22 protein-coding genes and 3 tRNA genes are annotated in these 21,224 nt (G+C 47.6%); 11 read left to right on the plus strand and 14 right to left on the minus strand.

What is annotated here, in order from left to right; translation table 11 throughout:
• Nucleotides 1–2: 2 nt before the first annotated feature.
• On the minus strand, nucleotides 3–887 hold the full coding sequence (dapA, locus tag CFF01_RS10120; protein ID WP_088904715.1) for a 4-hydroxy-tetrahydrodipicolinate synthase: 885 nt from the start codon (nucleotides 885–887) through the stop codon (nucleotides 3–5).
• 242 nt (nucleotides 888–1,129) lie between these two features.
• Between dapA and CFF01_RS10125 the strand changes: the two genes are divergently transcribed.
• A complete protein-coding gene (locus CFF01_RS10125; RefSeq protein WP_033538371.1) occupies nucleotides 1,130–1,684 on the plus strand; it encodes a glycine cleavage system protein R in 555 nt (184 codons plus the stop codon).
• On the plus strand, nucleotides 1,681–2,154 hold the full coding sequence (bcp, locus tag CFF01_RS10130; protein WP_088904716.1) for a thioredoxin-dependent thiol peroxidase: 474 nt from the start codon (nucleotides 1,681–1,683) through the stop codon (nucleotides 2,152–2,154). The genes CFF01_RS10125 and bcp overlap by 4 nt, the downstream gene beginning before the upstream one ends.
• Before the next feature lie 55 nt (nucleotides 2,155–2,209).
• Here bcp and CFF01_RS10135 read toward each other — a convergent pair whose 3' ends face one another.
• Nucleotides 2,210–2,821 carry a LysE/ArgO family amino acid transporter gene (locus CFF01_RS10135; protein ID WP_033538369.1) on the minus strand — a complete coding sequence of 204 codons (612 nt, stop codon included), beginning with the start codon at nucleotides 2,819–2,821 and terminating at the stop codon, nucleotides 2,210–2,212.
• A gap of 124 nt (nucleotides 2,822–2,945) precedes the next feature.
• Here CFF01_RS10135 and CFF01_RS10140 point away from each other — a divergent pair, with 124 nt between their 5' ends.
• Nucleotides 2,946–3,833, plus strand: a complete 888-nt coding sequence (locus CFF01_RS10140; RefSeq protein WP_088904717.1) for a LysR family transcriptional regulator ArgP — start codon at nucleotides 2,946–2,948, stop codon at nucleotides 3,831–3,833.
• A gap of 63 nt (nucleotides 3,834–3,896) precedes the next feature.
• On the opposite strand, the gene CFF01_RS10145 is transcribed toward CFF01_RS10140, so the two are convergent.
• Both CFF01_RS10145 and CFF01_RS10150 read right to left on the minus strand, forming a co-directional pair.
• Nucleotides 3,897–4,982, minus strand: a complete 1,086-nt coding sequence (locus CFF01_RS10145; RefSeq protein ID WP_088904718.1) for an AI-2E family transporter — start codon at nucleotides 4,980–4,982, stop codon at nucleotides 3,897–3,899.
• A 112-nt stretch (nucleotides 4,983–5,094) separates the two neighbouring features.
• Nucleotides 5,095–5,316 carry a sulfurtransferase TusA family protein gene (locus tag CFF01_RS10150; RefSeq protein WP_033538367.1) on the minus strand — a complete coding sequence of 74 codons (222 nt, stop codon included), beginning with the start codon at nucleotides 5,314–5,316 and terminating at the stop codon, nucleotides 5,095–5,097.
• Nucleotides 5,317–5,497: 181 nt separating this feature from the next.
• Between CFF01_RS10150 and bepA the strand changes: the two genes are divergently transcribed.
• The 3 genes from bepA to CFF01_RS10165 all read left to right on the plus strand — a co-directional run bounded on the left by bepA (nucleotide 5,498) and on the right by CFF01_RS10165 (nucleotide 7,772).
• Nucleotides 5,498–6,955 (plus strand): beta-barrel assembly-enhancing protease, encoded by a 1,458-nt coding sequence (gene bepA / locus CFF01_RS10155; RefSeq protein ID WP_088904719.1) that lies wholly within the window; start codon nucleotides 5,498–5,500, stop codon nucleotides 6,953–6,955.
• Between the two features lie 85 nt (nucleotides 6,956–7,040).
• Nucleotides 7,041–7,388 (plus strand): arsenate reductase (glutaredoxin), encoded by a 348-nt coding sequence (arsC, locus tag CFF01_RS10160; RefSeq protein ID WP_033538365.1) that lies wholly within the window; start codon nucleotides 7,041–7,043, stop codon nucleotides 7,386–7,388.
• 12 nt (nucleotides 7,389–7,400) lie between these two features.
• The gene (locus CFF01_RS10165) at nucleotides 7,401–7,772 is read left to right on the plus strand and encodes a DUF2069 domain-containing protein (protein WP_033538364.1); all 372 of its coding nucleotides are present in this window, start codon (nucleotides 7,401–7,403) and stop codon (nucleotides 7,770–7,772) included.
• A 93-nt stretch (nucleotides 7,773–7,865) separates the two neighbouring features.
• Here CFF01_RS10165 and hda read toward each other — a convergent pair whose 3' ends face one another.
• Both hda and CFF01_RS10175 read right to left on the minus strand, forming a co-directional pair.
• A complete protein-coding gene (hda, locus tag CFF01_RS10170; protein ID WP_088904720.1) occupies nucleotides 7,866–8,576 on the minus strand; it encodes a DnaA inactivator Hda in 711 nt (236 codons plus the stop codon).
• Between the two features lie 66 nt (nucleotides 8,577–8,642).
• Nucleotides 8,643–9,737, minus strand: coding sequence for a DUF2066 domain-containing protein (locus tag CFF01_RS10175; RefSeq protein ID WP_088904721.1), 1,095 nt, complete (start codon nucleotides 9,735–9,737; stop codon nucleotides 8,643–8,645).
• 195 nt (nucleotides 9,738–9,932) lie between these two features.
• On the opposite strand from CFF01_RS10175, the gene CFF01_RS10180 reads away from it, so the two are divergent.
• Nucleotides 9,933–11,162 (plus strand): uracil-xanthine permease family protein, encoded by a 1,230-nt coding sequence (locus CFF01_RS10180; RefSeq protein ID WP_088904722.1) that lies wholly within the window; start codon nucleotides 9,933–9,935, stop codon nucleotides 11,160–11,162.
• Nucleotides 11,163–11,236: 74 nt separating this feature from the next.
• On the opposite strand, the gene CFF01_RS10185 is transcribed toward CFF01_RS10180, so the two are convergent.
• Entirely contained in the window at nucleotides 11,237–11,587 is a 351-nt protein-coding gene (locus CFF01_RS10185; RefSeq protein ID WP_033538360.1) for a Grx4 family monothiol glutaredoxin, read from the minus strand.
• A gap of 231 nt (nucleotides 11,588–11,818) precedes the next feature.
• Here CFF01_RS10185 and sodB point away from each other — a divergent pair, with 231 nt between their 5' ends.
• The 4 genes from sodB (at nucleotide 11,819) to CFF01_RS10205 (ending at nucleotide 17,493) form a co-directional block, all read left to right on the plus strand.
• A complete protein-coding gene (gene sodB, locus CFF01_RS10190; RefSeq protein ID WP_088904723.1) occupies nucleotides 11,819–12,403 on the plus strand; it encodes a superoxide dismutase [Fe] in 585 nt (194 codons plus the stop codon).
• Between the two features lie 309 nt (nucleotides 12,404–12,712).
• Complete coding sequence (locus CFF01_RS10195; RefSeq protein WP_088904724.1) at nucleotides 12,713–14,647, plus strand: PrkA family serine protein kinase; 1,935 nt, start codon at nucleotides 12,713–12,715, stop codon at nucleotides 14,645–14,647.
• Between the two features lie 48 nt (nucleotides 14,648–14,695).
• Nucleotides 14,696–15,964: a YeaH/YhbH family protein gene (locus CFF01_RS10200; protein WP_033538357.1), complete on the plus strand. Its 1,269-nt coding sequence runs from the start codon at nucleotides 14,696–14,698 to the stop codon at nucleotides 15,962–15,964.
• Nucleotides 15,965–15,972: 8 nt separating this feature from the next.
• A complete protein-coding gene (locus tag CFF01_RS10205) occupies nucleotides 15,973–17,493 on the plus strand; it encodes a SpoVR family protein (RefSeq protein ID WP_088904725.1) in 1,521 nt (506 codons plus the stop codon).
• Between the two features lie 60 nt (nucleotides 17,494–17,553).
• Here CFF01_RS10205 and rplY read toward each other — a convergent pair whose 3' ends face one another.
• From rplY to CFF01_RS10240, 7 genes are all read right to left on the minus strand, one after another.
• Nucleotides 17,554–17,841 carry a 50S ribosomal protein L25 gene (rplY, locus tag CFF01_RS10210; protein WP_033538355.1) on the minus strand — a complete coding sequence of 96 codons (288 nt, stop codon included), beginning with the start codon at nucleotides 17,839–17,841 and terminating at the stop codon, nucleotides 17,554–17,556.
• Between the two features lie 133 nt (nucleotides 17,842–17,974).
• The gene (locus CFF01_RS10215) at nucleotides 17,975–18,523 is read right to left on the minus strand and encodes a DUF882 domain-containing protein (protein WP_088904726.1); all 549 of its coding nucleotides are present in this window, start codon (nucleotides 18,521–18,523) and stop codon (nucleotides 17,975–17,977) included.
• A gap of 111 nt (nucleotides 18,524–18,634) precedes the next feature.
• A complete protein-coding gene (locus CFF01_RS10220; protein WP_088904727.1) occupies nucleotides 18,635–20,011 on the minus strand; it encodes a L,D-transpeptidase family protein in 1,377 nt (458 codons plus the stop codon).
• A gap of 129 nt (nucleotides 20,012–20,140) precedes the next feature.
• The gene (locus CFF01_RS10225) at nucleotides 20,141–20,707 is read right to left on the minus strand and encodes a prepilin-type N-terminal cleavage/methylation domain-containing protein (protein WP_081953777.1); all 567 of its coding nucleotides are present in this window, start codon (nucleotides 20,705–20,707) and stop codon (nucleotides 20,141–20,143) included.
• 165 nt (nucleotides 20,708–20,872) lie between these two features.
• A tRNA-Leu gene (locus CFF01_RS10230) sits at nucleotides 20,873–20,959 on the minus strand.
• 39 nt (nucleotides 20,960–20,998) lie between these two features.
• Nucleotides 20,999–21,072 (minus strand) — tRNA-Cys (locus CFF01_RS10235).
• Between the two features lie 12 nt (nucleotides 21,073–21,084).
• Nucleotides 21,085–21,160, minus strand: a tRNA-Gly gene (locus tag CFF01_RS10240).
• Between the last annotated feature and the right edge of the window lie 64 nt (nucleotides 21,161–21,224).

A 21,224-nucleotide genomic window follows, 5' to 3' on the forward strand; every position in this document is an offset into this window, starting at 1 on the left:
AATTATTGAACCTCTATTCGGGCATTTTTCATCGCTTCTAGCAACAGACCATGATATTCATCAGAAAGTTCCGTTAACGGCAAGCGAATATGTCCTTGGCTAATCAACCCCATACGATGAGCGGCCCATTTAACCGGAATGGGATTGGCTTCGCAAAACAGTGCTTTGAACAGATCTTTCATCGGTGCCTCTGCCTGCAGAGCAGCGTCAACATCACCTTTTAGCGCAGCATCACACATTAACTTAAACTGCTTAGGCACTATGTTGTTAGCCACTGAAATAACCCCATTACCACCTAAGGTTAGAAATTCCCGCGCCGTAGCATCATCACCGCTGTAAAGCATAAAGTCGTCACCACACAGCTGACGCAACTTAGCGACACGACTCAGATCGCCGGTGGCTTCCTTAACACCAATGATATTGGGCACTTCAACCAACTGAGCTACGGTTTCTGGCAGCATATCGACTGCCGTACGTCCGGGCACATTGTAAAGAATTTGCGGAATATCAGTAGACGCCGCTACCGCACGATAATGAGCGATAAGCCCCTTAGGCGTGGGTTTGTTGTAGTAAGGCGTTACACCTAACATGGCCGCAACCCCAAGGTTGGATTGGGCCTTGGTCAGTTCGATCGCTTCTGCGGTCGCATTGGCACCGTTACCGCCGATAACGGGTACCCTTCCTGCGGCAAATTTAACCGTGTGGGCAACCACCTCTATATGTTCTGAAATAGGTAAAGTGGCAGACTCGCCAGTCGTACCAACGGCAACAATGGCGTCAGTACCTTGCTCAATATGGTATTCAACCAGCTTCTCGAGACTGGCGTAATCGACAGAGCCATCACTATTCATGGGAGTGATTAAGGCTACGATGCTTCCGTTTATCATGTGATTTCCCCAAGGATTCAGGACTGGCTATGGTACTGATGCTAACAGGTAAAAACAAGCATAAGTATCCCAAGATCATTGAGAATGATAACAGCAGACGTTGTAGGTCAATTGTTTGACTCTTTATCACGACAGGGATCTCAAAACTGATAACATGTGTTAGCATAACCCTCCTTAAAAACGACGAATTATTCAATCGACGTTTATTTGTACAACGAGTTACCAATCAACGGGGGAGTTTCATGTCCAATCATCTGGTCGTTACCGCACTGGGTTCAGATCGTCCTGGTATCGTCAGTAAATTTGCCAGACTCGCAAGCGAATGTGACTGCGATATTGTCGATAGCCGAATGGCTCTCTTTGGTGGCGAGTTTACACTGATCATGATGATTTCGGGCGCCTGGGCATCGATCACTAAGATGGAAGCCAGCTTGCCAGCCCTGAGTGTAGAACTCGGCCTGCTGACTGTTATGAAGCGTTGTTCACAACACACGCCGCCTAACTATATCTCTCGTCTCGAAGTCACCTTCAACGGTAAAGACCAACGCGGCACCATGAATCGAATCACCCAGTTCCTGGCGGATCGCTCGCTGGATCTTGCCGCCGTTCGCTCCCACGCCGAAGAAACGCCAGATGGCGAGCCTGTGCAGAATGTGTTCCTCACTATCAATGTGCCAGAAAAGGTCGATATCGAAAAACTCGAACAAAATATCGCCTCTCTCGCCGAAGAGATGAACCTAAGCTGCCATATCGAACGTATGCAGGGTATCGAAACACAACCTAAGGATGATCTATGAAGACCTTAATGAAAGGCGATGTCGCGCCAAACTTTACCTTGCACAATCAAAATGATCAGGCCATCAGTTTGGCAGATGCCCTTAAACAGGGCCCTGTGCTTGTCTATTTTTACCCCAAGGCACTCACCCCTGGCTGCACCGTTCAGGCCTGTGGCCTGCGAGATACCAAGCCTGAGCTAGACAACCTTAAGGTAACCGTATTTGGGATTAGCCCAGATCCTGTTGCTAAACTTGGCCGTTTCGCTGACAAGCATGAACTTAACTTTAGCCTGCTCAGCGATGAGGATCACGCTGTCGCCGACGCCTTTGGCGTTTGGGGAGAAAAGAAGTTTATGGGTAAAATCTACGATGGAATTCACCGTCTTAGTTTCCTCATCGGACAAGATGGCAAGGTGGCCCATGTATTTGATAAGTTTAAGACCAAAGATCACCATGAAGTAGTGTTGAACTATATTCAACAAAACAGTTAAACATTGACTTACGAAAATCAAAAAAGCCGGCAATGCCGGCTTTTTTTAGATTAAATTATTTGATGTATGGCCATAATAACGCCGCCGCTATGCCCCACATGGTGAGACAGATAAAACGATCCAGGTAACACCATGCCTTAGGTTGTTTAAATAGCGGACTTAAATATCTCGCCCCCAGGCTCAGACCGAAAAACCACACAAATGACGCCAGCACCGCACCGGCTCCAAACAGTTGCCTATCCTCTTGCTCAAACTGAGTACTGATACTGCCCAGCAGCACCACGGTATCTAAATAGAGATGAGGATTAAGCAAGCTTATACCAAGCGTCGTTAAAATCGCCGCCCTCAGAGTATCCGCTCCTTGCGTTGCCTCCGTATCCAGTCCCTGGGCATGAAACGAAGATCGTAAAGCCCGGGCTCCATAAGCCAGTAAGAAAATGGCGCCGCCAATGCTAGCGATATCCTTAATTAACGGAAATGCCAGGATAAGGTGGCCAAGACCCGCAACCCCGGCGGTGATCATCACCGCATCAATAAAAGAACACAGGGCTGCAATAGGCAGCGAATGCGACTGCTTTAAACCTTGTTTCAACACAAAGGCATTTTGTGCCCCCACGGCGATAATTAAGCTGCCGCCAACGCCAATCCCCTGAATAAAGGCTTGCACTTTTTACACTCCATCAATCTGTCACTGTTCAATGGCGGCAAGCATAGCCAGTCTGGATAAATAAACACAGCTAATAATTTTAATGTATCATTAGCCACGCTTATTAAACCTATTGAGATCATTTATGCTGGATTATGCTCATTTAAAAGCCCTGAGTGTGGTGATCACCGAAGGGGGATTCGAACGCGCCGCCAAGGTACTCTTCATTACCCAATCTGCGGTATCACAACGAATCAAGGCTCTGGAAGAGCGTGTGGGACAAACCTTGCTGATCCGCAGTAATCCGGTGCAGGCAACCCCCATGGGTAAACGTCTGCTGCGCCACTATGCTCAGGTGAGTCTGCTTGAGAGTGAGCTTAGCGCCGAGATAGATGCCGACGATCCGTCCCTGCCCACAGTGGTTAAGATAGCCGTAAATGCCGATAGCCTGGCCACCTGGTTTCTACCCGCCATTGCCGAACTGTTTAAGCGCCACCGTTGGTTGTTAGAGTTGATCGTCGACGACGAATCCTATACCCATCACTTGCTTAAAAGCGGTGAAGCCGTAGGCTGTGTCACCACTACAGAGGCACCGCTAGCGGGCTGCTCCAGCGAATACCTGGGACAAATGGAGTATCAATGTGTTGCCACCCAAGCGTTTATCCAGCGTTACTTTGCCGATGGCGTGACCCCACAGAGTCTGCGACAGGCACCGGCGGTGGTGTTTTCCACTAAAGACAAGTTACATGAGAAGTTTCTCGGCGAATTTTTCGCCATCGAGCCAGAGCAGTGGCGCGAACATCAAATTCCCTCATCTGAGAGTTTTCTTGAGGCCATCATACAAGGCATGGGTTATGGTTTGGTCGGTCACCTGCAGGCTGAGCCTTTGCTAAAAAGCGGGGCTCTGAAAGTCATAGCGCCAAATTGCGCCATGAGCGTGCCCCTTTTCTGGCAGCACTGGAACATCAAGGCCAAACAAACCACGCTCGTCTATCGCGCCTTAGCGGCTACCGCTAAACAAGCCTTAAAGTAAAAGGGAACCTAAGATACAAAAAGGGAGCCAACTGGCTCCCTCTTAGGTCAAGTCAATCGGCGACTAACTGGCGGTCTGCTCAGTATTCTGGTCACCTTTATCGACCTTAGGCCAGGCATTGACCACTGCCTTTACCAAGGAGGCGAGCGGAATCGCAAAAAAGACGCCCCATACGCCCCAAAGACCACCAAATATCAATACCGCAGCGATAATAAACACAGGGTGCAGATCCACCGCATCGGAGAAGAGGATAGGCACTAAGAGGTTGCCATCAAGCGCCTGAATGATGCCATACCCCAACATCAGGTAACCAAACTCAGGACTCAATCCCCACTGAAAAAAGGCCACCAGCGCAATAGGCAGAGTTACCAAGGTCGCGCCCACATAAGGGATAAGTACAGAAAATCCCGTTAACACACCAAGCAGGGCTGCATAACGCAGGTCCATCACCGCAAAGAAGATATAACTGGCCGCGCCGATGATCACTATCTCAATCACCTTGCCGCGAATATAGTTAAAGATCTGCTGATTCATCTCCACCCATACCTTACGAGCCAATTGACGATTGGAAGGAATAAAGCGCTTACTGCCTTTTATCAGCTCATCTTTATCTTTTAAGAAGAAAAACACCAATAGCGGCACTAGAATCGCGTACACCATAAGCACCAACAGAGAGGCTGAGTAGCCGAGGAGTTGTTTGCCCAGATCAAAAATATGTTGGGTATCAAGCAGCTTTTTTATCTCACCAACCGAGGCATCAAGCTGTTCTACACTTAAAAACTGTGGGTAGCGCTCGACAAAACCTTTGAGTGTAATAAAACCTTTATCCAGCATGGTGGGCAGGTCTGTCACCAAGGCGACCCCCTGCTTCCAGATACTAGGCACCAGCCCGAAGGTAATAAGCAACATCACTCCCACAAACAGCACCAATACCAAAGAGGCTCCCGTCGTGCGGTTTATTCCTATTCTCACCATTTGTGCCACGGGCCACTCAAGCAAAAAAGCCAACACTAATGCCACTAGCAGCGGCGCCAATAAGCCCCCCGCAAAATAGATGGTCAAGGCGATCCCTAGCAAAATAAGTACTAAGGTCACTGCCTGGGGATCGCTAAATCGCTCTTTATACCAATTGGTAATTATCGAAAACATCTACACTTCCTAATTAGAAACCACTGCAAACAGAGCCTTATCTAGCCTCTGTTGTTAAATGACGCCATAAAAAACGGTTTAACTTACATTCATGCCTATCATCCAAATGAGATTAGGCGCCTTTCTTGATAGATAACACTAAAGCTTGTGCATCATTTTGTATCTCGGCAAATTGCCACTGGGCCTTCACCAGATACCTGGGCACATCTTGCCGTGAGCCTGCATCAGCCAAGGAAACCTTGAGTTCACCTTCATCTGGCAACTGTTTCAACGCCATCTTTAGCTTAACTAAGGCTAAGGGACATCGGTAGTGGGTTAAGTCAATAAAAGTCATAATGATCTTGCTAAAGGCAAACTCGCGCTATTATCCTAAGTCTCCAGTGAAACCACAAGCTAACAATCTCGACATGCTGTACTGACTCGCTAGTGTCAGATTTTGCCAGCAAGCTGAACTAATTAGTGGCTTTGGGCTCCAATAATCAAAGTAAGTTACATATTAACCGCTAAGGATAAGTTTGAGTAAAGTAAACAAAGCAAAATCCCTGGTTGCCGGTGCACTGTCAATGGCACTGTTTTTTAACCCGCCCTTAGGTTTTGCCAACAATGACCTCCCAGATCTTGGCACGGCAGCGGTTAATACCTTCAGTTTGGAAAAAGAGAGCAGTTATGGTGACGCTTATATGCGGGTGATCCGCTCCTCGGCGCCCATGCTAAACGATCCTGTATTAAATCAATATCTCACCGAACTGGGTAACAGACTGGTGGCTCACGCCACAGGGGTGAAGACCCCCTTCTATTTTTTCATGCTGCGTAATGATGAGATCAACGCCTTCGCCTTCTTCGGTGGACATGTTGGCGTACATACGGGACTATTTCTCAATGCCGACAACGAAAGCCAACTAGCTTCGGTATTGGGACACGAAATCACCCACGTTACTCAAAGGCACTTAGCGCGATCGATAGAGGCGCAGCAGAAAAGTTCACCCGCCACCATTGCGGGTTTATTAGGGGCGATACTGCTCACTATCGCCGCACCTCAAGTCGGTATGGCCGCCATGGCCACCACTCAAGCCTTGGCAACCCAAGCGCAAATTAACTATACCCGTCTGCATGAAAAAGAAGCCGACCGCATTGGCATGCAGATCTTGGTAGATGCCGGTTTCGATCCTAACGGTGCGTCAGATTTCTTTGCCAAACTCGCTACCCGATACCGCTTTACCACTAAACCACCTCAAATGTTATTGACTCACCCTCTCCCCGAGTCTCGTATCGCCGAAGCCAGAAACCGTGCCGCCCAGTATCCCCACAGATACATCGCCGATAATCTGGACTTCCAACTCGCCAAGGCCCGTATTCAGGTGCGCTTCTCCAGCTACAGTGAAGAGGCCGCACTTGCCTTGTTTAAGGGGCAATTGAGGAAGAACAGCTATCAGTTTAAAGAGGCGGCGCAATATGGCCTCGCCCTCGCCTTACTTCGCGCCGATAAGGCCGAGGAGTCTGAGAAGATCATTGATGAGCTTCTGACTAACGACCCTCACAATCTTTTCTATATCGATACCAAGACAGATCTGCTACTTGAAAGGGAGCAGCACCAGCAAGCGATTGATCTATTAACTCAGGAACGCAAGTTAAAACCCACTTCGCAGGTGATTAATATCAACCTGGCCAATGCACTGATTGAAGCGAATCAAGCTCGCAAGGCTATCCCCTTGCTGGAGGATATGATCTTCCTCGACAAACAAAATCAGTTGCCACTGCTACTGCTCAGTGATGCTTATAAGCAAACGGGTAATCGCGCCATGGAACATTTTGTCAAAGCCGAGTCTATGGCCTTGGCCGCCGACTACGACGGCGCGATCGATCAACTCAACTTTGCCTATCGTTTATCCGAACAAAACCCGCTGCAATTGGCAAAAATTGAGGCCAGAATTCGCCAATTTAAACAGTCCAAGAAGGCACTTGATCTACTTTAGCCCAGGAGGGTGAGCCAACTCCCTGTGACTCGGCTCACCTTTTCAAGTAGAATATCGGCAAATTTCTCTAACGGACCGAACAGTCATGACGCAAGTAAGCATTATTCATAACCCTCGTTGTTCAAAAAGCCGTCAAACCCTGGCACTACTCGAAGAACAAGGCTGCGACATCCAAGTCATCGAATACCTAAAAACCCCCCTGACTAAGGTTGAGATCCGCAGCATCTTGGATAAGTTAGCGATATCTCCACGGGAATTGATGCGTACCAAAGAAGAGGAATACAAAGCTCAAAACCTGGCTACAGTCGAAGAGGACGAGGCGCTTATCCAAGCCATGGTCGATACCCCTAAGCTGATTGAACGTCCTATCGTACTGGCCAATGACAAAGCGGCCATCGGCAGACCGCCTGAAAGCGTGCTGGCGATCCTATAGGTGCCACCTGATATGAGTTCAAAGACACTGTTTCAGATCAGCCGCGCCGCTTATGTTGCACTGCTTTTACTTATGATCGCTTGGTTTGGCAACCAGGGCCTCACCGGACAATACTCCTTAATCTTTAGCCTACTGTGGATCTTGCCACTGTTAGCACCGCTTAAGGGGATCTTAACCGGCAAGCCATATACCTATGCCTGGGCCAGCTTTATCATCTGCCTCTATATGCTGCATGGCTTAACCTTGCTCTATGTCACTGAGACCGCCCGTTTGTTTGCCGTGGTAGAGGTACTGCTCCTGAGCCTGCTGATGGTCACTCTGCCCTTCTACGCCCGTATTCGTGGCCGCGAGTTAGGCTTGGGCCTTAAGAAACGTCAAAAATAGCAGATAGCGAATAAGACAGTAACACAGACAGCAAAAAGGCACCTTAGGGTGCCTTTCTTATGCCTGATGAACAGCAGCTTTTTACTACTGCAGTTATAACCTAAGCATCTCTTTAACAAAGGGAATGGTTAACTTACGCTGATGAACTAAAGAGGCTTTATCCAAGCGGTCGAGTACATCAAACAGGGTGCGTAGATCTCTGGCTAAGCGGTTCAGCAAAAAGCGCCCCACATCTTCTGGTAACTGCAGGCCTCTCATCGCGGCACGCCTTTGCAAGGCAGCCAATTTCTCTTCATCAGCCATAGGTTGCAGTTGATAGGTGAGCCCCCACTGCATGCGCGATACCAGATCTGGCAAGGCAAAACCGCTCTCACTAGCAGAGGCGCTGGCGCTGACCACTAGGGCGCAACTCTTCTGCTCTGCGACTCGGTTATACAAATCAAATAGGGCTTCTTCCCACAGCGGATGGCCGGCAATGGCATCGATATCGTCAATACAGACAAGATCCACCTGCTCCAAGCCTTCTAAAAGCTCTGTAGAGATACTGGCATGTATCCCCAACGGCAGATAGAAACTGTTGCGATTAAGCTCATTGGCTCTGGCACAGGTAGCATGCATTAAATGGGTGCGGCCCGACTTAACCGGTCCCCAGAGGTATACCGCATTATTGGCGCTCCCTTCGGCACACCCCTGCAGGCTCTGGATTAGCTCGTCATTACCTGCCGCCGGATAATAACTGTTAAAGGTTTCATCGTCGGGCAGATAAACAGGTAAAGATAGCTGTAACGGTGAATGGGGTGACACGTATTCTCAATCTCGATGTAATTAGTACTATGCATGGGCAAGCAAACAATGGCCGCCCAGCTTACATTAACGGCCTTGCCAGATATACTCCTGAGGCGGAGTCTGTGACGATGATAACGGATCTAACATTGGCTCAGCATTCAACTTATCCTGGCTATGGATCCTTGGCTCTAGGCTAATGAGACGATAAAGATCTTCCTCACTACCAAAAAGTTGCAATGAAAACTCCGCGGTGATCCCTTGCAAACGAGTCAGGGAAACAGACTTCACAGCACTGAGCTGGCGCAGATAGCTTTCAATATCCAGCAACTGCTGGCGGTCAGTAATGTCGATAAAAGTCACCTGTGTAGTGTTAGCCTCACCGCTATCGGCAATGGCATAACGCTCAACATAATACTGGCTAATGGCCTCAAAGATAGCACTTAACGCGGCATCGACATCGGCCACTTGAGCCGTTTGAGTGACCAATGGATTGAACAGAGGCTGTTCGCTACTGGCCGGATATAAGGTTAAGTTATAACTGAACTGACCGTCTGGAGTGCTATCAAGAGAGACCATCGCAAAATAATCGCTGTGATAACGCTGACTAGCCTTAGCGACCTGATCGGCAAACATGCCTCTGACATCATTTACACTAATGGCCATTGAATCGTCCAGATCCATAATAGGCAGCATCATAGGTAAACCTCGAGCCTGAGAAAAATCGGCTATCGAGGCGCGGTTTTCTGACAGGGAGGAGTCATTTAACAGTTCACGCTGACCGTCATTTTCTTGTGCCAACCAAAGCAAGGTCAGCGGACGCTGCTTACCCCATACTGGGAGCTGGGCTTGCCTTAACAGATTGATGATCTTGGTATGATCAAACGATGCCTGCAGATATTGCTGGCCTTCCCGTTCTTGATAACCAAATTGACGTATATAGGCGGTAGGCTCGGCAATAGCTTGTTGAACCAGGGGGGCGTCGAGGGCCTCTCTATTACCGGTATTCTTCAATACCACATCTTGCATCGCCTGTTTTAAGGCTTGATTTTTCTCTTGCTGGCTGCGATCGGCAACCTTAACCGCACTCTTGTCGAGCTCGGCCACTTCAACCGCAGACGCCTTCAGACTCGATGCACACACAAGGGCAAAGATCACGACAGAAATAAGACTCTTAAACATCCGTATCTATTCTATTGACGAACACAATGGCGGGAGTGTAACACATAAGCCTAAGCCATGCCTGTGTTCGATAAGGGTCAAAAAGGCTTTTTTTGTCTCTTTGGCAAAGGCTCGCCGCAGAATGTGATCAAGATATGTGCAAACATCTTAGCAAAACGATAACATTGAACGGTTTAGCCTAAAAAGAGAATAACAATGAAACGTTTAGCAATTCCCCTACAGGGCGCACAAATGCTATTTGTCGCCTTTGGCGCACTGGTATTGATGCCGCTTCTTACCGGACTCGACACCAATGTTGCCCTGTTTACCGCAGGTATAGGTACTCTGCTATTTCAACTGGTCACAAAGCGTCAAATCCCCATCTTCCTTGCCTCCTCGTTCGCCTTTATCGCTCCTATCCTCTACGGCGTACAAACCTGGGGGATTCCAGCCACTATGGGCGGATTAATGGCGGCAGGCTGTGTCTATTTGATATTAGCCAGTCTGGTGAAATTAAGAGGTGACAGCTTTATTAAGCGCCTGTTGCCCCCTGTAGTTGTAGGCCCGGTGATCATAGTTATCGGTCTGGGTCTGGCCCCCGTAGCCGTTAACATGGCCTTAGGAAAGAGTGGTGACGGCTCGCTGGTTTTGGTGGATCCAGAACATGCCCTAATCATCTCTTTAGCATCACTGCTGACCACAATCGCCGTGGCAATCTTTGCTAAAGGCATAGTCAAACTCATGCCAATTTTAGCTGGAATCATAGTCGGTTACGGCCTAAGCCTCTTCTTCGGAGTGGTGGACTTCTCTCCAGTTGCCCAGGCAAGTTGGTTGGCCATGCCTAACTTTGTTGCCCCCGAATTTAACTGGCACGCGATCGCCTTCATGATCCCGGTCGCTATTGCTCCAGCGGTAGAGCACATCGGCGATATTCTGGCCATATCTAACGTGACAGGCAAAGACTACATGAAAAAGCCCGGTCTGCACCGTACCCTAAGCGGTGACGGCATTGCGACTATCGCTGCATCAGCCTTAGGTGGACCGCCAAACACCACCTACTCTGAAGTGACTGGCGCCGTTACCCTGACGAAATCCTTTAATCCTGTGATCATGACCTGGACCGCGATTACCGCCATCTTACTGGCCTTTATTGGTAAGCTTGGTGCCCTGATGCAAACCATTCCAGTTCCTGTGATGGGTGGGATCATGTGTTTGCTGTTTGGTTCAATCGCCGCAGTTGGTCTGAACTCCTTGATCAAAAATCATGTTGATCTCAGCGAGCCAAGAAACCTTTGCATCGTTGGTGTCACTCTGGTCTTTGGCATTGGTGGCATGGCATTTGGTATTGGTTCATTCAGCCTAACAGGTATCAGCCTTTGCGGGATTGTGGCCATTACCATGAACCTCCTGCTTCCTCAGAGTAAGCCAAAACAAGAAGTTGCCTAACCTTTTGCTTTAGACACAAAAAAAGCCCTTCTTGGAAGGGCTTTTATCTATCGCTTGGTTAGGCCTGAGGCTGATTAAGCTTCGCCTTCTTCGCTCGCGTATTTCGCGGCGGTATCGGCGATCAAGGTTTGTAACTCACCCTTTTGATACATTTCAGTCAGGATATCACAACCGCCAATCAGCTCGCCTTCAACCCACAGCTGTGGGAAAGTTGGCCAGTTAGCATACTTAGGCAGCTCGGCACGGATATCTGGATGCTGCAAAATATCAACATAGGCAAATTGTGCACCGCAGTTGATCATGATCTGCGCCACTTGTGAAGAAAATCCGCAGCTAGGTAGCTTAGGAGAACCTTTCATGTAGAGAATGATAGGATTTTCAGCGATTTGCTGTTTGATTTTTTCTACAGTTTCGTTTGTGTCCATCTTCTTTCCTAAATTTTGCAGCAAAGCTACGTCAACAAATTTAGCCTATTGTACGCTAGGTTCTATCATAACAAAAACCTACTTTTTTCAGGGATATTGGTTAAGTTAGATTGCCGATTGAATTAATCTAAAAAATCAACCAAACAATGATTCACATCACAATTTTATCAGGTAGAATGTGCCCTTGTGAGCAAACCTAAAAAGACAATTGAATGTCAATGGAGAAAAAACATGGCTTTTGAATTACCAGCACTGCCTTATGCGAAGAACGCACTCGAGCCCCATATTTCCCAAGAAACCATCGAGTACCACTATGGTAAGCATCACAACACCTATGTAGTGAAACTAAATGGTCTTGTTGAAGGCACTGAACTTGCCGAGAAGAGCCTAGAAGAGATCATCAAGACTTCTACTGGCGGCATCTTCAACAATGCAGCTCAAATCTGGAACCACACTTTCTACTGGAACTGTCTGTCACCTAATGGCGGCGGCGCAGCCACTGGCGATATCGCTGCTGCAATCGATGCCGCTTTCGGTTCATTCGATGCATTCAAGGCTCAGTTCACTGACGCAGCTGTTAATAACTTCGGTAGCGCTTGGACTTGGTTAGTTAAGAAGGCTGACGGTAGCGTTGCAATCGTGAACACCAGCAATGCTGCAACGCCTCTGACAGAAGAAGGCGTTACACCTCTGCTGACTGTAGACGTATGGGAACATGCCTACTACATCGATTACCGTAACGTTCGTCCAGACTACATGGCAGCGTTCTGGAACCTGGTTAACTGGGATTTCGTAAACAGCAACTTCGCTGGTTAATCCTCATTAACTACCTTAATTAAGGAGCCTTAGGCTCCTTTTTTTATGGGATTTTATCTATCGGTCTAACCCGGTTTCACTAAAGCTCCCTCAAGCACTCTTCATGCCTTATGACTAAGCCTTGTTATCGTTAGCAATCCACTGTCACCTGCTCACTACAGTTGCAACAATTGCATTTGCAACGATTTGTCATTGTTTTTATTGTACTTTTTTGATACCCAGATCTCATATTGCGACTATTATAAGTAGTAGGTCACTGATTTTCAGTTGTCCCTAAAGACATATCGTTGGCTTTTCAGGGGGTGGAACATGGGCATTTTCGAGCATTACCAACAGCGCTATGAAAAAAAACTAGACGAAGAGTATTCACTGCAAGAGTTTCTGTCTATCTGTAAAGAAGACAGGATCGCTTACGCCTCGGCTGCCGAGCGCTTATTAACCGCGATCGGCGAACCAGAGGTAGTAGACACATCCAAAGATCCGGTATTAAGCCGCATCTTCTCTAATCGGCTAATCTCCCGCTACCCTGCCTTTAAAGATTTCTATGGCATGGAAGACTCTATCGAGCAGATAGTCGCCTACCTCAAGCATTCTGCTCAGGGGTTGGAAGAGTCCAAACAGATCCTCTACCTGCTTGGGCCTGTAGGTGGTGGTAAATCCTCTTTGGCTGAGAAGCTAAAGTTCCTGATGCAAAAGGTGCCCATCTATGTCCTCAGTGCCAACGGTCAACGTAGCCCAGTCAATGACCATCCGTTTTGCCTGTTTAATCCCGAGGAAGATGGCGAGTTACTTAAGAGCGAATATAATATTCCTGAGCGTTACCTGAAGACCATCATGTCCCCTTGGGCAGTTAAGCGTCTGCATGAGTTTGGCGGAGACATCTCCAAATTCAAGGTGGTTAAAGTCTTCCCAGCCATTCTGGATCAGATAGGTATCGCCAAGACAGAGCCTGGTGATGAAAACAATCAGGATATCTCCTCCTTGGTCGGTAAAGTCGATATTCGCCAACTAGAACACTTCGCCCAGCATGATGCTGACGCCTACTCCTATTCTGGCGCCCTTTGCCGCGCTAACCAAGGTTTGATGGAGTTTGTCGAGATGTTTAAGGCGCCCATTAAGGTGCTACACCCGCTACTCACGGCCACCCAAGAAGGTAACTATAACGGTACCGAAGGTTTATCCGCCCTCCCCTTTAACGGCATTATTTTGGCTCACTCCAACGAGTCGGAATGGACCACATTTAGAAACAATAAGACTAACGAAGCCTTCCTTGATCGTGTCTATATCGTCAAGGTGCCATACTGTCTCAGGGTCTCTGAAGAGATCCAGATCTATGAGAAACTGCTAACCAACTCAGAGCTATCCCAGGCGCCCTGTGCCCCTTACACACTAGAAACTCTGGCACAGTTCAGCGTGTTGTCGCGCATCAAGGCACCAGAAAACTCATCGATTTACTCTAAGATGCGCGTCTATGATGGCGAGAGCCTCAAAGATACCGATCCTAAGGCGAAATCCTATCAGGAGTATCGAGACTACGCCGGTGTCGATGAGGGAATGCAGGGGCTGTCCACCCGATTTGCCTTTAAGATCCTCTCTAAAGTGTTTAACTTCGATCACAGTGAAATCGCCGCTAACCCTGTGCATCTCTTCTATGTGCTGGAACGGCAGATTGAACAAGAGCAGTTCCCGCCGGAAACTGCCGAGCGCTATCTGGAGTTTCTCAAAGGTTATCTGACACCTAAATATATTGAATTTATCGGTAAGGAGATCCAAACCGCCTACTTAGAATCTTACTCTGAATATGGTCAGAATATTTTCGACCGCTATGTCACCTATGCCGACTTCTGGATCCAAGATCAGGAGTACCGAGACCCTGAAACCGGCCAACTGTTCGACCGCGCGGCCCTAAATGCCGAGCTGGAAAAGATCGAGAAGCCTGCCGGGATCAGCAACCCTAAAGACTTCAGAAATGAGATAGTCAATTTCGTGCTGCGGGCGAGAGCTAACAATGAAGGGTCCAACCCACTTTGGACCAGCTATGAGAAGCTGCGCACCGTCATCGAGAAGAAGATGTTCTCTAATACCGAAGATCTTCTCCCTGTCATCTCCTTCAATACCAAGACATCTACAGATGATCAGCGTAAACACGATGACTTCGTTAACCGTATGATGGAGAAAGGCTACACCAAGAAACAGGTAAGACTCTTGTCTGAGTGGTATCTACGGGTTCGTAAATCATCTTGATCACCCGTAAACGGGGAGCTTGCTCCCCGCTAGTCTTGGGAGGTGCGCATGGCTAATTTTATAGACAGAAGATTGAATACTAAGGGAAAGAGTACAGTCAATCGTCAACGATTCATTAACCGATATAAGCAGCAGATCAAAAAGGCCGTCAGCGATGCCGTTACTCGCCGCAGTGTCACCGACATAGATAAAGGCGAGAAGATCAGCATTCCGACCAAGGACATTAGCGAACCTTCGTTCCATCAAGGCCAAGGGGGGATGCGTGAGCGCGTGCATCCTGGAAACGATCAATTCTCCCGTGGTGATAAAGTGGAACGCCCTCCCCAAGGTGGTGGGCAAGGCAGCGGTCAGGGAGATGCTTCAGATTCTGGTGAAGGTCAGGACGATTTCGTATTTCAAATCTCGAAAGATGAATATTTGGAACTGCTTTTTGAAGATCTTGAACTGCCAAATCTACAACGCAATCGACTCAATAAACTGGTGGAGTATCAAACCTATCGCGCAGGTTTTACCAATGATGGGGTTCCCGCAAACATCAACATAGTGCGCTCGCTACGCTCGTCTTTGGCTCGACGTATCGCCATGTCCTCGTCGAAAAAAGCCCTGCTGGCTGAGTTGAAAGCCGAACTTGAATTACTGGAGCAAACACCGGGATCCCAGGCAGAAAAGATCATCGCGCTGAAAGAGCAAATAGCAGAACTGGAAGCCAAGATCGCCAAGGTGCCCTTTATCGATACCTTTGACCTGCGTTACAACAATTTTGCCAAGCGCGAGGTTCCCTCAAGCCAGGCAGTCATGTTCTGCCTCATGGATGTTTCAGGATCCATGGATCAAGCCACCAAAGATATGGCTAAACGCTTCTATATCTTGCTCTATCTGTTTCTTACCCGTACCTATAAAAATTTGGAGGTGGTCTATATCAGACATCATACCCAAGCCAAAGAAGTAGACGAGCACGAGTTTTTCTACTCTCAGGAAACCGGCGGCACTATAGTCTCCAGCGCGCTAAAACTCATGCATGAGATCCAGCAAGAGCGTTACCCTGAAAGCGAATGGAACATCTATGCGGCTCAGGCATCAGACGGCGACAATTGGGCGGACGACTCACCAACCTGCCGACAACTGCTAGACAAGAAGTTACTGCCCGTGGTGCGCTATTTTAGCTATATAGAGATCACTAATCGCGCCCATCAAACCTTATGGCGCGAATATGAAGGACTACAAAAGACTCACGATAATATTGCAGTTCAACACATCAAACAGGCAGAAGACATTTACCCTGTATTTAGAGAACTGTTTAAGAAACAAGCTGTTTAGGGGGCCTTATGAGTTCAAAAAAGCGCACTGTATTAGATGACGGTCCAGATTGGACGTTCGAATTGCTGGAATCTTACCTCACCGAAATTGAACGCGTGGCGGCCCACTATCGACTCGATACCTATAAGAATCAAATCGAGGTGATCACCGCAGAACAGATGATGGACGCCTATGCAGGCATAGGTATGCCTATCGGCTATACCCATTGGTCTTTCGGAAAGAAATTCATCGAAACTGAACAGGGGTACAAACGCGGCCAAATGGGGTTAGCCTACGAAATAGTCATTAATTCCGATCCCTGTATCGCCTACCTAATGGAAGAAAACACCATCACAATGCAGGCGCTGGTCATGGCTCACGCCAGTTTCGGTCACAACAGCTTTTTTAAGAACAACTACCTATTTAAAACCTGGACTGACGCCGGCTCCATCATAGATTATCTGGTCTTTGCCAAGAACTATGTCAGGGAGTGTGAAGAAAGATACGGCGCCGAACAGGTGGAAATCATTCTCGACTCATGCCATGCCTTAATGAGTTATGGTGTCGACCGCTATAAGCGTCCGAGCGAGATATCCCTGAAGGAAGAGAAGGTTCGCCAAAAAGAGCGTGAAGCCTATCTTCAAAGTCAGGTGAATGATCTCTGGCGCACTATCCCGCTGTCACCTGATGTCAAAAAGCAGAAGGATGTGCCCAACTTTCCAGCCGAACCTCAGGAAAATATTCTTTATTTTATCGAGAAGAATGCACCGTTACTCGAACCCTGGCAACGGGAGATCGTCCGTATCGTACGTAAGATGGGACAATATTTCTATCCCCAGAAACAGACTCAGGTAATGAATGAGGGATGGGCGACCTTCTGGCACTACACCATACTCAATCACCTCTACGATGATGGCCTGGTCACCGACAGGTTTATGATAGAGTTTTTAAAAAACCACACTAACGTGATTGCACAGCCCAGCTATAACAGTCCCTACTACTCAGGCATCAACCCCTACGCCTTGGGCTTCAATATGTTTGTCGACATACGCCGTATCTGTGAATCGCCAACCGAAGAGGATAAGCGTTGGTTTCCGGAGATCGCCGGCAGCAACTGGCTAGACACGCTTCACTTTGCCATGGAAAACTTTAAAGATGAGAGCTTTATTAGCCAGTACCTGTCACCCAACATCATACGTCAGTTCAAGTTTTTCAGTATCTTAGACGATGACAAGAAAAACTACCTCAGTATCTCGGCGATACATGATGATATCGGCTATCAAGAGATACGTCAGGCACTGTCGCAACAATATAATTTATCGAACATCGAACCTAATATTCAGGTGCAAAGCGTAGCTATTTCCGGCGATCGCTCCTTAGTCTTAAGGTATATTCCAATCAATCGTATCCCGCTACATGAGAGCAGTCATGAGGTCGTAAAACACCTACACAGGTTATGGGGCTTTAATGTCACCTTGGAAGAGATCAATGAACTAGGGGAGCCTATTGTTATCGCTAGCTGCCCCGTAAAGCCAAAAGAGAACGAATAGACTTGCTACAGACATAAAAAAAGCGCCTCTCGGGCGCTTTTTTTAATTTCAAATACGCGATTAAGCGTAAACGAAATCCACGTGCTCAATCATAGGCTTGAACGCGTGACGTTGCATAGCTTGAACACGAACTTTAACTTCTTTACCGTCTAGAACGATAGTGATGTCGCTGTTGTAAAAATCATCATTCGCTTGAATGTTGATGATTGAACGGTGTTCGAATTCAATAGAAACGGCTTCTTTGCCCGCACCATAAATAACAGCAGGAACTTTACCAGCATGACGTAGGCGGCGGCTCGAACCTTTCCCTATTTCAGTACGGGTTTGTGCGGTAATTGTGTAAGACATAATTTACTCACTTAATAAATAGTAATATAGGTGGTCACCGTTTTCGACCAACAGTGACCTCATTTAAAGCGAGCGAATACTAGCACAGAGTATCGGCTTTAACAAACATAAGTTGTTTAGCCTCTCCTTTTAACTACCAGGTCCGCACTGGGCCTGTATCGACATGAACGAAACCAGAGCTTGGATAATAGCCGACACCGCCAAGTTTCAGAGAAACCGCTGCATCACGTAAATCCTTAAGGTTCACGTCAGGCAATGCAATATCCATCGCCATTCCCTTCATGTGATAACTCTTCTTCGCCACACCTGAGCTTTTGTTGGCCAACATCTGATTGGTCCTGGGCGAGCGATAGCCAGAGATCACATGAAAGTCCTCATCGACCTGCAATGTTTGCTTTAACGAAAACAACAGGTCAAACAGGCGCTTATCCATCGGCGCGGCTTCATTTTGACGATGATCGCGCAATAAATGATTAAAATCACTTAAGGTATTTGCTTGATAATCACCATCTATCCAATAGCTTCCCTGCCCCCGCTCTCCAGTATGCCGGTTATAAAACCCTAATGACCTCACACCTTGAGTCGAACGACTCGCTCGTGCTTTAGACGGCACCATAGAAAACATTGCTACACCACCTAGGCCTAATAACAACTGCCTACGTGCAGGACAAACTATTGTCACATTAACACCACCGATTACTTTTTGAACAAAACAGCGGACAAATTACCCGTTATTGCCAAGGAGATCAAGTATTAGTTTTTGCTGTAGGCCAGATAAACACTGGGTTAGCGGCTATTTTGAGGCTTGTAGATCGAGGCTAAAATTCTGATTCTTTTTATATATATCTTCTCTAAATTGGGCGATGTTGTTTCCATCAACCCAAGAGGTCCAATAGACAAGGTGGATAGGCAAACCCGAGTCAAAAGCAAACCACTGTGTCTTTTCGCGCTCTATCTGCATCCGTACCCAGGTCTGTTTATCTCGCACTAAATGAGACGCCATCCAGTTGGCCAGTTGCTCAACCTTCTCAACCCTGATACAACCCGATGACAGCGCCCTATCGCTGCGGGCGAACAGCTCCTTGTCTGACGTATCGTGGAGATAAACACTGTACTCATTGGGAAAGAAAAACTTATAACGTCCAAGGGTATTCCCTACACCTGGCTTTTGCACCAAGCGATAGGGAAACTTACCTTTGGCAATATCCGCCCATTCATCATCGGACTTGGTAACCCGATCCCCCTGATAGTCAAACACCTCAAAATTTCGACTGGTGATATAACTGCCATCTTCACGCACCTTAGGTAAAAGATCATGGGTTAACAGCCTTCGCGGAACCCGCCAACTGGGGTTGAGCACCAAGTTTTTTATCTCACCGCTGATAATAGGCGTTTGACGATAAGGTTTGCCGACAATCACCTTAGAGCGCAAGGCCACTCTGTTGTCATCCACCAGTAGCATCTCGTAGGCGGGTATATTGATCAGCAGATAACGGTCGCCAAGATTGGCCAGAAATTCGGCGCGACGAATAAAATTATACGCCAACAGCTGCGCGCGCGCCTTGGGATCGCGATTTAGCCATCTCAAGGTTGCCGGGCCTATGATGCCATCTTGCTTTAGGCCATGGCGCGCCTGAAACCTCAGTACCGCCTCTTCGAGTAATGCATCATAAAAGTACGAACCAGTCTCCCCTTGAGGATAGTCGCCTAACGCCTGTAAACGGCCTCTAATCTCACTAATCGCTCCATGGGTGTCTCCGGGTTTTAACCAACCTTGAGGAGAGATCATCCCCCAGGGCTGATGCTGAGCCAACCATAAGAGATAGCGCACTCGATTACTTAACATCAAATAGTCAGGAACTTGAGGCTCACTGGCGATAACCGCCGCATAGGGATCATTTTGTGTCAGTGGCAGAATGCCTGTAGCAATGCCTTGTTGATGCCAGAACTGAGAGACAGCTTCGGCAATGGAATAAATACGTGCAGGAGATAATGGCTGCTCATCACTTAGCTGTTGACGATAAGCTGAAAACTGGCTTTTACCACTCGCCAAAGTGATCACCTCAAGCTGATTGAGCAGTGATTCATTGGCCGCGGCAAGGCGCTCATCGGCAAAAGCTTGAGGTGGCAAACCTAATAAAAGCAAGATGCAAAGCAGTCTAACAACCATAATGACCTCCTTGGGTAATTATGGCTCATAGATTTAACGCCAACCTAGCCGACTAAAGACGGATTTTTTATAAGCTAATACCCGATCCAAACAAATCGGGCACTCATAACTGTATTTTTGAGATGCTGGTTAACTGAGAGTCGAGCGTGTTATTAAGGTTTTTCCCGTGCCAGGGTAATATCTTAGCTGCCAATTCTCACTACCTTTAGCCCGGTTGTCACGAATATAATTAAAGTAGCAATAGGTGTTACTCTCATCGATCTTTCCGCCTGAATACCAGTAAACAATATCGTTACTGCCGCCAAAAGCTGCATCACCATGTAAGGCTAACTGGTATTCGTTATTATCGAGTAAGCCTTGCCAAAGTTGACGGCAAAAATCCCCTTGCAACTGTGTTCCATTGTTTCCACCGGTCTGAGTTGCCTGCCCTAAAGGATAGCCTGTCGTGGTCGAGTCTAGAGTGCCGTCCCCAAAACAGGCCAGATCCAATACATGACCACTGGCCCCCGAAGCGGCCCAACAGCTGTGATAAAGAGATACACCGGAAGTAAAGGCGGCAAATGCTCCCTTAGCAGCACTGTCATGAGCATCCTGGCTGACCGAAATAAATCTAGGCACAGCAACCACAGCAAGAATCGCCAAAATGACAATTACCACCACTAATTCAACCAGAGTAAACCCACTTACTTTACGCATCTCGCTTATGATCCTTATTAAGCTGACTCAGATAACTATTGTATAGCTTTGTTGTAAAAAGCCGATCGGTTAAAGTTATAAAATGAGATAGAACATTGATTTTTATAGAATAAGAACAAACAAAAAGGCCTCAACATAGGTTGAGGCCTTTTTGTCATCAATTGATGGTACCCGAGGCCGGACTTGAACCGGCACGCTGTTACCAGCGAGGGATTTTAAATCCCTTGTGTCTACCAATTCCACCACTCGGGCAAAGTGTGTTTTATCGCAAAGTTGCATTAAAACATAAAGTGGAGGCGCGACCCGGAGTCGAACCGAGATCGACGGATTTGCAATCCGCAGCATAGCCATTCTGCCATCGCGCCTTAGGCTAAGATTGGAGCGACATATCGGGTTCGAACCGATGACCTATACCTTGGCAAGGTATCGCTCTACCAACTGAGCTAATGTCGCCTATTCATCTTATTTCGCGTCAGTGTCTTACAACTTGTTTCCCCTGACTGCGGATTGGCATTCT

Origin of the sequence: Shewanella marisflavi (genome assembly GCF_002215585.1) — a bacterium.
Lineage (GTDB): Bacteria > Pseudomonadota > Gammaproteobacteria > Enterobacterales > Shewanellaceae > Shewanella > Shewanella marisflavi.

Bases quoted from the DNA above. Each gene is read 5' to 3' on its own strand.
- dapA (WP_088904715.1), bottom strand. From the start codon at position 887: ATGATAAACGGAAGCATCGTAGCCTTAATCACTCCCATGAATAGTGAT.
- CFF01_RS10125 (WP_033538371.1), top strand. From the start codon at position 1,130: ATGTCCAATCATCTGGTCGTTACCGCACTGGGTTCAGATCGTCCTGGT.
- bcp (WP_088904716.1), top strand. From the start codon at position 1,681: ATGAAGACCTTAATGAAAGGCGATGTCGCGCCAAACTTTACCTTGCAC.
- CFF01_RS10140 (WP_088904717.1), top strand. From the start codon at position 2,946: ATGCTGGATTATGCTCATTTAAAAGCCCTGAGTGTGGTGATCACCGAA.
- CFF01_RS10145 (WP_088904718.1), bottom strand. From the start codon at position 4,982: ATGTTTTCGATAATTACCAATTGGTATAAAGAGCGATTTAGCGATCCC.
- CFF01_RS10150 (WP_033538367.1), bottom strand. From the start codon at position 5,316: ATGACTTTTATTGACTTAACCCACTACCGATGTCCCTTAGCCTTAGTT.
- arsC (WP_033538365.1), top strand. From the start codon at position 7,041: ATGACGCAAGTAAGCATTATTCATAACCCTCGTTGTTCAAAAAGCCGT.
- CFF01_RS10165 (WP_033538364.1), top strand. From the start codon at position 7,401: ATGAGTTCAAAGACACTGTTTCAGATCAGCCGCGCCGCTTATGTTGCA.
- CFF01_RS10175 (WP_088904721.1), bottom strand. From the start codon at position 9,737: ATGTTTAAGAGTCTTATTTCTGTCGTGATCTTTGCCCTTGTGTGTGCA.
- CFF01_RS10180 (WP_088904722.1), top strand. From the start codon at position 9,933: ATGAAACGTTTAGCAATTCCCCTACAGGGCGCACAAATGCTATTTGTC.
- CFF01_RS10185 (WP_033538360.1), bottom strand. From the start codon at position 11,587: ATGGACACAAACGAAACTGTAGAAAAAATCAAACAGCAAATCGCTGAA.
- sodB (WP_088904723.1), top strand. From the start codon at position 11,819: ATGGCTTTTGAATTACCAGCACTGCCTTATGCGAAGAACGCACTCGAG.
- CFF01_RS10195 (WP_088904724.1), top strand. From the start codon at position 12,713: ATGGGCATTTTCGAGCATTACCAACAGCGCTATGAAAAAAAACTAGAC.
- CFF01_RS10200 (WP_033538357.1), top strand. From the start codon at position 14,696: ATGGCTAATTTTATAGACAGAAGATTGAATACTAAGGGAAAGAGTACA.
- CFF01_RS10205 (WP_088904725.1), top strand. From the start codon at position 15,973: ATGAGTTCAAAAAAGCGCACTGTATTAGATGACGGTCCAGATTGGACG.
- rplY (WP_033538355.1), bottom strand. From the start codon at position 17,841: ATGTCTTACACAATTACCGCACAAACCCGTACTGAAATAGGGAAAGGT.
- CFF01_RS10220 (WP_088904727.1), bottom strand. From the start codon at position 20,011: ATGGTTGTTAGACTGCTTTGCATCTTGCTTTTATTAGGTTTGCCACCT.
- CFF01_RS10225 (WP_081953777.1), bottom strand. From the start codon at position 20,707: ATGCGTAAAGTAAGTGGGTTTACTCTGGTTGAATTAGTGGTGGTAATT.